The following is a 6288-nucleotide window of genomic DNA, read 5'->3' as shown; positions in this document are numbered from 1 at the left end:
TCGGTGCGTAGTTGACATCGATCATCTCAATTCTTGTGATTTGATTAAAAAGACATTATAATTTGATTATATAATATTGGAAAGTGGGTGAGCAAGTGCAACTTTTACAACGAATTGCGGCCGGGCCGCTTGTTTTGGACGGCTCGATGTCGACGCCGCTAGAGGCCGCTGGTGCTCAGACTAATAGTGACCTATGGACGGCCCAAGTCCTACTCGACCAACCAGACCTGGTTTGCCAGGTTCACAAAGACTACTTTCGGGCCGGGGCCGATTTAACAATTACCAATACCTACCAGACCAACGTCCCTGCCTTAATGGCCCACGGGCTCAATAATCAAGAGGCGCATAAGCTAATTCAAACGGCCGTTGACCTGGCTAATCAGGCGCGTGATGACTTTGAACAAGAAACCGGCCGCCACAATTACGTGGCCGGATCAATTGGGCCATACGGGGCTTACTTAGCCGATGGCAGTGAGTACCGGGGTAATTATGAATTAACCACCATTCAGTATCAGCATTTTCATTTACCTCGCCTGATGGCCATCTTAGCCACCGGGGTCGACTGCCTGGCGCTTGAAACCCAGCCCAAGTTGAGTGAGGTTCAGGCGATCCTAACCTTGGTTAAGACCCTGGACCCGACTATCCCCGTGTACGTCAGTTTCTCCTTAAAAGATGCAACCCACCTGAGTGACGGAACCAGCCTCAAGGAGGCGGTTCAGACCGTTAGCGAAGATCCTCAGGTCTTTGCCATCGGGGTTAACTGCGTTAAATTGGACCTGGTGCTCCCGGCGATTACAGAAATCAAGGCGGTTACCAAAAAGCCCATCGTGATTTACCCTAACTCAGGGGCAATTTATGACCCCAGGGTAAAAAAATGGCACTTTGAAGCGGACGCCCCACGCTTTAGCGATCAGATTGCCAGCTGGTACCAAGCTGGCGCTACCATTATTGGGGGCTGTTGTACCACTATGCCGGCTGACATTGAAGAGGTGGCTAAAGTAATGAAGGGATATAAAAAATGGCAGCCTGGCCATAGCCGGGTTGCCATTTTTTAGTACTGGTCTAAGATGTGATCGACGGCTGGACCATACGATTCACCAAAGAGAATTAGATGCATGCACAAGTAGTAAAACTGATAGTAGGGGAGCCGCTTTTGCCAGCCGTTTTCCAAGGGGTAAGCTGCCTGATACGCCTGGTAAAAGGCCGGTCGGAACCCGCCAAAGATGGTGGTCATGGCCAGGTCGAACTCGCGATCCCCATAGACTGCATCGGGGTCGATCAGGGTTGGTACTTTATCAGCTGTGAACATGAAGTTGCCGGCCCACAAATCACCGTGCAGGAGGCTGGGGGTAATACTGCGGTGCTGGCAGTCAGTTAAAAAGTGGCCTACCATGCGTTCAAAATGGGCGTTACGCCAGTCATTCCACCGACCGGCCTGAATGGCGGCGTCAACTTCGGGCTCCAGGCGCTGGTGGAAGTAGAATTCTGCCCAGGATGGTGTGAAGTGATTATTTTTGACCAGGGCCTTGGTACGGTGGTTTTCAAAGAAACCAAATTGGTCGTGGTGGACCTGGTGAAGGGCGGCGACGGCCTTACCAAGGTCTTCTTGCGACCCGGTACCTTCGTCAATCCAATTTAGGATTAAATAAGCATCGCCCTTAATCTGACCGTTAAAAAGCGGACTTGGGACGTTGACGGCTGCGCTAAGTGCCTTTAGGCCGTGAATTTCGTGGGTGAAGTAAGTAGCCGGCTGATTTTCTTGGACCTTCATAAAGTAGGTTTTAGTAGCTGTTTCGAGGCGAAAAGCCTTATTGATATCGCCACCACTAACGGGTTGCCAAGAAATGATTGGTTCTTGAATTGGTAGTTGGGCGAGCCATTCGTGATCCATTATTTCTGCACTTCCTTAAAGTAATTTTCTAAGCCGGTAGTGACATCCTTGGCGACCCGGGCTTGGTAACCGGCCCGCCTGATCTGACGGAAATCTTTAGTAGTGTTGATGTAGCCCATCTCGCATAGGATTGCTGGTTGAGTGTTGTTACGGATTACTAAGAAGTCGCCAAAGTCGATCCCGTTGTTACGCAGGGGGAGGTTGTCAAACTGTTTATTGACTGCGGAGGCAAGCCGTTTACTGGCCCCTGTGTGATAGTAATAGGTAGTAACCCCGGTGCCCTCGTTAGCACTTGGTGAGGAGTCGAAGTGAAAGGAGATAAAGGCGTTAGCGTGGCTACTTTCAGCCAGCTTAGGTCGGGGCGAGAGGCCAACGTAGCGATCGGTATTACGGGTCATGATTACACGGGCTCCCTTGGCTTGCAAGTCTTTTGCTACCTTTTTAGCCAGGCTCAGTGTGTACGTTTTTTCCATGTAGTACTTTTTGGTGGAGTTTTTGTACTCGGCTCCCGAGTCACTTCCCCCGTGACCGGGATCAATGACGATTGTAGCCTCGGCCAGACTGGAGGCCTTCGGGTTGGTCTTATCGTTGAGCAACCAGGAGGCAACCCAACCGGTCCTGTTATTGGCTAAGCGAATCTTATACCAGCCATTTTCCTGGCCGATCACCTGGGCGTGGATTGACTTAGTTAAAGCGATTCGTTTGTAATCCATCCCAGGTCCCGTCCGGACGTTGAGTTTTTCTGGGTTAATGGTGATGGTCTTCCATTGGACCAACAGGGTGATTAAAACCAAAGCAACAATGATGAAAACGGGGCCGAGAACCTTTCCCCGCGATAGCTGGCGTAACTTTTTGATAACGATTTCCTCCGCGCTCTGTCAACATTGATTTTATTATAACATTCGCATGGAATTTTACGATGCTTAACTAGGGAAGCTTTAGCAGATAATTCTTGATTAAGTGAAGGTGAGAACGCCCCATGAAAAAGAACTCTAACGCCCATAAAAAGGGATGACTGGTGCTTGACGGCGGGGCGGTTGCCGAGTAAGGTAGGAAGGGTAAATCAAAATAATGACTGTCAATGAAGAAGAATGATCAACCAGAGTGGTTTAAGCGAGTGGGTGGTGGTGCAAGACCCAACGGATGCTGGTTGAGTGACCCTTTGGAGACTGGGCGTCTGCCCCGCTGATTATTCAGCGTTACCCACGAGTTGATACCAAGGTGGTACCGTGCATTCTGCACCCTTGTAATACGGGGGTGCTTTTTTTATTGAGAGCTTTAGGAGGAAGAACATGCGCTACCAACGGCCAAAAGGGACAGCCGATATCTTGCCAGGACAAAGCAGCGCCTGGCAATACGTCGAAGGCCAAGCCCGTCAAATCTTTAAAACATATGGCTACCAGGAAATTCGAACACCCCTATTTGAATCATATGACATCTTCTCTCGCTCGGCCGGTGATACGTCCGACGTGGTGACTAAGGAAATGTATGACTTCAAGGATAAAGGAGATCGCCACATTGCTTTGCGTCCGGAAGGAACGGCGGGGGTTGTCCGTGCTTTTGTGGAGAACAAGTTATATGGGCCAGAATTTAATAAGCCTTATAAGGTTTACTACATGGGACCAATGTTTCGTTACGAACGGCCCCAATCTGGGCGGCAGCGTGAATTCCACCAAATTGGGGTTGAAGCCTTTGGGGCTGACAATCCAGCCGTCGACGTTGAAGTCATCACGATGGCTCTGCGTCTCTTCAAAAAGCTGGGCTTAACGGACCTGCGGGTAGCTGTTAACTCCTTAGGAGACCAGCAAAGCCGGGCTGACTACCGCCAGGCCTTGATTGACTACTTAAAGCCTCACTATGACGAACTTAGTGAAGATTCCAAGGAACGCCTGGAAAAGAATCCCCTGCGGGTGCTAGACTCCAAAGATGAGCGCGACCAACGCTTTGTTGAAAATGCCCCGTCAATCTTGGATTACCTAACTGATGAAGCCAAGCAACGCTTCGATTTAGTTAAAGAGATGCTAAACAGCCTGGGAATCGACTACGTAGTCGACTCAACGATGGTACGGGGGCTGGATTACTACAACCACACCATCTTTGAAGTGATGGTTAAGGCTAAGTCACTCGGCCACGGCTATACCACCATCTGCGGTGGGGGCCGCTATTCCGGACTGGTTAAAGAACTTGGTGGTCCAGATGAAGCCGGGGTCGGCTTCGGGATCGGCCTGGAACGCCTAATCCTCTTACTGGGTGACGAAGGAATCGAACTGCCAACTCAAAACAGCTTGGACGTTTACGTGGTTGGAATTGGCGAGGAAACCAACCTGGCCAGCTTCCAGCTGGTTACTGCTGCACGCGATGCCGGCCTGGTAGCTGAACGCGATTACTTAAATCGCAAGCCCAAGGCCCAGTTTAAGACGGCGGCCAAGGAAGGTGCCAAGGTAACTTTGACGATCGGGAAGCGTGAGATCGAAGAGGGAACAGTTCACTTTAAGGTGATGGCAACTGGCAAGGAAATTTCGGTTGCAATGCAAGACTGCTTAGCCGATTTCGGTAAGGTCTATCAAGAACACGTGGAGGAAGACTAATTATGAAGCGGACCAATTATGCTGGCCGGACGAGCGAAGAACAAATCGGCCAAGAAGTTGTTGTTAAAGGATGGGTGGCCAAGCGCCGCAACCTCGGGGGCTTAATCTTTATTGACCTGTGGGACCGCGAGGGGATCGTCCAGCTCGTTTTTAACGAAGAAGAGGACCAGGCGGCCTTTGAAGTGGCTAACCAGGCTCGCAACCAATATATCTTAGAGGCCCGCGGGCTAGTTCGGGCCCGGGCTGAGGTTAACCCAGACATTGCCACTGGGAAGATCGAAATTGAGGTTAAGGAAGCTAACATCTTAGCTAAGTCCCAAACGCCGCCGTTTGAGGTTCAAGACGACGTAGACGCTTCAGAAGACTTACGGCTTAAGTACCGCTACGTTGACTTGCGCCGGCCAAAGATGATGAACTACTTGAAGTTACGCTCCAAGGTGACCTCGGTGGTTCATAACTACTTTGATAACAATGACTTCATGGATATAGAAACGCCGGAATTGACCCGGTCAACGCCGGAAGGGGCACGTGATTACATTGTGCCGTCCCGTGTTTACCCGGGCCACTTCTACGCCCTCCCACAGTCCCCGCAACTCTTTAAGCAGCTCTTAATGGCTGCTGGGGTTGATAAGTACTACCAAATCGCCAAGTGTTTCCGGGACGAAGACTTGCGTGGGGATCGGCAGCCGGAATTCACCCAGATTGATACCGAAATGTCCTTTGCTGAGCCCGAAGAGATTCAAGAGATGGCGGAAGGTCTGATCAAGCGGGTCATGAAGGAAGCCGTCGGTGTAGACGTACCAACCCCGTTCCCACGGATGCAGTGGCAAGAAGCAATGGATAAGTACGGTTCCGATAAGCCGGATACCCGCTTTGACATGTTGATTCAAGATGTTTCCGATCTAGTCAAAGACTCTTCCTTCAAGGTTTTCTCGGCGACCGTGGAAGCTGGAAACTTTGTGCGGGCAATCGTCGTGTCCGGTGGGGCAGATAAGTACTCCCGTAAGGACATTACCAAGAAAGAAGATTACATCAAGCGCTACGGAGCAAAAGGGCTGGCCTGGGTTAAGGTAACTGAAGAGGGTTACAATGGTCCGGTGGCTAAGTTCTTAAATGACGACGCAAGCGCCCTTAATGAACGCTTGGATGCCAAGGTTGGCGACTTGATCCTGTTTGTGGCCGGTTCTTTTCACGTGGTCTGCGATTCCTTAGGTTACCTGCGTGAAAGCATTGCCGCGGAGATGGAGCTAATTGATGAAGATAAGTTTAACTACCTCTGGGTGGTTAATTGGCCAATGTTTGAATACGATGAAGGCTTTGGCAAGTGGATCGCCGCTCATCACCCGTTCACAATGTTAAATGAGGACGATCTTCACTACTTAGAAGAAGGCGAAGATCCTCACAAGGCTCATGCTCAATCTTATGATATTGTCTTAAACGGGAACGAAATCGGGGGTGGCTCGATCCGTATTCACGACCCGGAAGTTCAAGAAAAGGTCTTCAAGGCCCTGGGTTACACCAAGGAAACCGCCCAGAGTCGCTTTGGCTTCTTGATTAAGGCCCTAGAAAACGGGATGCCGCCGGAAGGTGGGATGGCCTTTGGCCTCGACCGCTGGGTAATGCTCTTAGCCCACGCTGACTCCATTCGCGACGTGATTGCCTTTCCGAAGAACTCCAAGGCCGTCGAACCACTGACTGCGGCCCCAGGTACGGTTGATGATGAACAATTAGACGTCTTGCACCTGACGATTCAAGAAAAGGGAACTGACGACGCTGAATAATTCAGTTTATCCTTAGTCCGGGATTACC

The 6288-nt window shown here is 50.5% G+C and carries 5 protein-coding genes; 3 read left to right on the top strand and 2 right to left on the bottom strand.

What is annotated here, in order from left to right; translation table 11 throughout:
• Positions 1 to 95 precede the first annotated feature (95 nt).
• Entirely contained in the window at positions 96 to 1055 is a 960-nt protein-coding gene (gene mmuM / locus AOQ57_RS04405; RefSeq protein ID WP_093625596.1) for a homocysteine S-methyltransferase, read from the top strand.
• Here the strand turns inward: mmuM and AOQ57_RS04400 are convergent.
• Both AOQ57_RS04400 and AOQ57_RS04395 read right to left on the bottom strand, forming a co-directional pair.
• Positions 1052 to 1891, bottom strand: coding sequence for a fructosamine kinase family protein (locus AOQ57_RS04400; protein WP_093625594.1), 840 nt, complete (start codon positions 1889 to 1891; stop codon positions 1052 to 1054). The genes mmuM and AOQ57_RS04400 overlap by 4 nt on opposite strands.
• A complete protein-coding gene (locus AOQ57_RS04395) occupies positions 1891 to 2694 on the bottom strand; it encodes an N-acetylmuramoyl-L-alanine amidase family protein (protein WP_268871488.1) in 804 nt (267 codons plus the stop codon). The genes AOQ57_RS04400 and AOQ57_RS04395 overlap by 1 nt, the downstream gene beginning before the upstream one ends.
• Before the next feature lie 489 nt (positions 2695 to 3183).
• Here AOQ57_RS04395 and hisS point away from each other — a divergent pair, with 489 nt between their 5' ends.
• Complete coding sequence (gene hisS / locus AOQ57_RS04390; RefSeq protein WP_093625590.1) at positions 3184 to 4479, top strand: histidine--tRNA ligase; 1296 nt, start codon at positions 3184 to 3186, stop codon at positions 4477 to 4479.
• A 2-nt stretch (positions 4480 to 4481) separates the two neighbouring features.
• Positions 4482 to 6260, top strand: coding sequence for an aspartate--tRNA ligase (gene aspS, locus AOQ57_RS04385; RefSeq protein ID WP_093625588.1), 1779 nt, complete (start codon positions 4482 to 4484; stop codon positions 6258 to 6260).
• The last annotated feature ends 28 nt before the right edge of the window (positions 6261 to 6288 follow it).

It is taken from the genome of Limosilactobacillus gorillae (assembly GCF_001293735.1).
Taxonomy (GTDB): Bacteria; Bacillota; Bacilli; order Lactobacillales; family Lactobacillaceae; genus Limosilactobacillus; species Limosilactobacillus gorillae.
This window is presented reverse-complemented; position numbering and strand designations above follow the sequence as displayed.

Coding starts and splice junctions, on each gene's coding strand:
- AOQ57_RS04400 (WP_093625594.1), bottom strand. CDS start 1,891: ATGGATCACGAATGGCTCGCCCAACTACCAATTCAAGAACCAATCATT.
- hisS (WP_093625590.1), top strand. CDS start 3,184: ATGCGCTACCAACGGCCAAAAGGGACAGCCGATATCTTGCCAGGACAA.
- aspS (WP_093625588.1), top strand. CDS start 4,482: ATGAAGCGGACCAATTATGCTGGCCGGACGAGCGAAGAACAAATCGGC.